Source organism: Streptomyces albidus (ex Kaewkla and Franco 2022), assembly GCF_013870515.1.
GTDB classification, from domain to species: Bacteria; Actinomycetota; Actinomycetes; order Streptomycetales; family Streptomycetaceae; genus Streptomyces; species Streptomyces albidus.
In genome coordinates this window covers 1-2809 of sequence record NZ_JACBXA010000430.1, presented here as the reverse complement: position 1 = coordinate 2809, position 2809 = coordinate 1, and the positions used below count along the sequence as shown (strand labels likewise).

The window sequence follows — 2809 nt, the reverse complement described above, 5'->3', positions numbered from 1 at the left end:
CTGGCCTTCGGCATCTTCCAGTGGGCGACGGTCACTTGCGACGCGCTGCTCCAGGACCGCGTCGGGGACCGCGCACGCGCCACCGTCAGCTCCATGGCGGGCTTCGGCGCGGAGGTGTTCGCCGTCCTGCTGTGCGCCGCGTACGGACTGGGCTCCGCCTGGTGGGATCACAGCACGCTGTTCGTGCTTGCCGCCGTCCCGTACATGCTGATCGCGCTCGTACTGATGCGGCACGGGCGGCGGACGAAGACCGTGGAGGGGGCCTGACGGTCGTGTCCGATTTCCGCGAGTCGAGGGGGTGCCGCAGGCGCACACTGGATGCGTGATGACAGATGACAGCAGGTACGAGGCGGTACGCAGCCGGGACGCGCGCTTCGACGGCGTGTTCTTCCTCGGAGTGCGGACCACCGGCATCTACTGCCGTCCGAGCTGCCCTGCCGTCACCCCCAAGCGGGAGAACGTGAGCTACCACCCCACGGCGGCCGCGGCGCAGCGCGCCGGTTTCCGGGCATGCCGACGCTGCCGGCCCGACGCCGTTCCGGGGTCCGCGGAATGGAACGTGCGGGCCGACCTGGTCGGGCGTGCGATGCGGATGATCGGTGACGGCGTCGTCGACCGCGAGGGCGTCGCGGGCCTCGCCGACCGGCTCGGCTACAGCGCCCGCCAGGTTCAGCGCCAGCTCACCGCCGAACTGGGCGCCGGACCGGTCGCGCTCGCACGTGCGCAGCGTGGGCACACGGCACGCGTGCTGTTGCAGACGACGTCCCTGCCGGTCACGGAGATCGCGTTCGCGGCGGGCTTCGCAAGCGTCCGTCAGTTCAACGACACGATGCGGGAGATCTACGCGCGCACCCCGAGCGAGCTGCGCGGCGCGGCGGCGCGCGGCGGTCACGGCAGGAGTGCCGTCCGAGGCGGCGCACCCTCCGGTCGTTCCGGCGACACCGTCGGCGCGGGAGGCGTCCCGCTGCGCCTGGCCTACCGGGGCCCGTACGCGGCCCGCCAGATGTTCGACTTCCTCCAGCGGCGCGCGATCGACGGCGTCGAGGAGACGGTCGGTGAGGTGGGTGCCCGCACGTACCGGCGCACGCTGCGCCTTCCGTACGGCACGGGCGTCGCCGAGATCGACGAGCGCACCGGAGCGCCGGGGGCGGACAGCGGCTGGCTCGAGTGCCGGCTCCATCTCGCGGACCTGCGCGATCTGACCACCGCGGTGCAGCGCGTGCGGCAGCTCTTCGACCTGGACGCCGACCCGTTCGCGGTCGCCGAGAGGCTGGGTGCGGACGAGGTGCTCGGCCCTCTCGTCGCCCGATGGCCCGGACTGCGCTCACCGGGGAGCGCCGATCCGCACGAGCTCGCCGTACGGGCCGTGCTCGGCCAGCAGATCACCGTCGCCGCAGCGCGCACGCTGGGCGGGAGGCTCGTCGCGTCATACGGGAAGCCGCTGGCCGCCCCCGACGGAGGGCTCACCCATCTCTTCCCCGACGCCGGCACACTCGCCACGGCACCGCTCGGCGAACTCGGCATGCCGGAACGGCGCCGGGCCACCATCCGCACCGTCGCCGCGGCACTGGCCGACGGGACCGTCCAGTTGGACGCGGGAGCGAACCGCGACGAGGCGTCGCAGGCGCTGCTGGCCCTGCCCGGCATCGGTCCGTGGAGCGCGGGCTACATGCGAATGAGGGCACTCGGCGACCCGGACGTCTTCCTCAGCGGGGACGTGGGGGTACGGCAAGGGCTGGCGCTGAGCGGGGGAGACGCGGGCCGCGCGGCGTCGTGGCGGCCCTGGCGTTCGTACGCGCTGCACCATCTGTGGAACCTCGCGGCCGCCCCCGGGTGACTCAGTCCCCGGCCAGACCCCAGCTGTGCACCCAGTGCGGGTGCACACGGATCAACTCGTCGCTCATGCCGGGGGCGAGGTCGTGCGGCCCGGTCAGCAGCTCTGCCTCGCCCCGGATCTCCACGCCGCGGACCTCCCACGGCTGCACGCTCACGAGGTCGTCGACGACGAGCGACAGTTTCGGGTTCGCCTGCAGGTTGCGCCAGCGTTTGGTCCCGGCGAGGGCGAGCCCGCCGGAGAGGATGGTGCCGTCCTCCTGGAGGAAGAAGCCGACCGGATTGACCTGCGGCTGACCCGATGGGTCCACGGTCGCCATCCGGCACAGCCGCTGGGAGGCGAGATACGCGCGTTCGGCCTCGTCGAGGGCCCGCTTCCGTGTCGTAGGGCTCATTCCGAAAGGCTCACACGCACCGCTCGCCTCCGCATCGGGCGACGGCCCGATGGCGCAGTGCGGCTCCTGTCCTCGTACGGACGGCGGACCGGCTGTCCGCGGAAGCCTTCGGGTTGTGCGGACGGTCTTTCCGGGCGTCGACAGCGGGCAACAATAAGTGCATGAGTCAGCAGGGGAGGCCTCGCGGTCCGTACGGCGAACAGGACGACTGGTGGAGCCAGTTGTACGACCCGGGCTCGCCGGACACGGGCCGCAGCCGTGCGGGGGACACCCTCGACGACCGGTACGCCTCCGTCAGACGCACGATGGGGCCTTCGACGGCCCCGGCCGGGCCCGGGCGGTCCGAGCCGGCAGAGGACTCCGGCCGTACGGAGCTCCCGGAGCCCGAAGCGGAGCCGGAGGCGACGGCTGACGGAGAGGCAGGTGAGGGGCGCGAGCCGGAACGCGTACCCGAGCCGGACCGCGTGTCCGAGACGGAACCCGAACCCGAACCGGAATCGGATTGGGAGTGGGAACTGAAGGAGGAGGACCCCGAGTTCGCGCCCCGGCCTGAAGCCGCTGCTCACCGTCCGCAGCCGCAG

At 72.6% G+C, this 2809-nt stretch carries 2 protein-coding genes and 2 pseudogenes; 3 read left to right on the top strand and 1 reads right to left on the bottom strand.

The window, feature by feature from the left end; all coding sequences use genetic code 11:
* Window positions 1-267, top strand: a pseudogene (locus H5J26_RS30125) (MFS transporter); the annotation flags it as partial.
* A gap of 58 nt (window positions 268-325) precedes the next feature.
* Window positions 326-1837: an AlkA N-terminal domain-containing protein gene (locus tag H5J26_RS30120; RefSeq protein WP_181769129.1), complete on the top strand. Its 1512-nt coding sequence runs from the start codon at window positions 326-328 to the stop codon at window positions 1835-1837.
* A gap of 1 nt (window position 1838) precedes the next feature.
* Here H5J26_RS30120 and H5J26_RS30115 read toward each other — a convergent pair whose 3' ends face one another.
* Complete coding sequence (locus H5J26_RS30115) at window positions 1839-2228, bottom strand: PPOX class F420-dependent oxidoreductase (RefSeq protein WP_181769128.1); 390 nt, start codon at window positions 2226-2228, stop codon at window positions 1839-1841.
* Window positions 2229-2389: 161 nt separating this feature from the next.
* Between H5J26_RS30115 and H5J26_RS30110 the strand changes: the two are divergent.
* A pseudogene (locus H5J26_RS30110) lies at window positions 2390-2809 on the top strand (hypothetical protein); the annotation flags it as partial.

Bases quoted from the DNA above. Each gene is read 5' to 3' on its own strand.
- H5J26_RS30120 (WP_181769129.1), top strand. From the start codon at position 326: ATGACAGATGACAGCAGGTACGAGGCGGTACGCAGCCGGGACGCGCGC.
- H5J26_RS30115 (WP_181769128.1), bottom strand. From the start codon at position 2,228: ATGAGCCCTACGACACGGAAGCGGGCCCTCGACGAGGCCGAACGCGCG.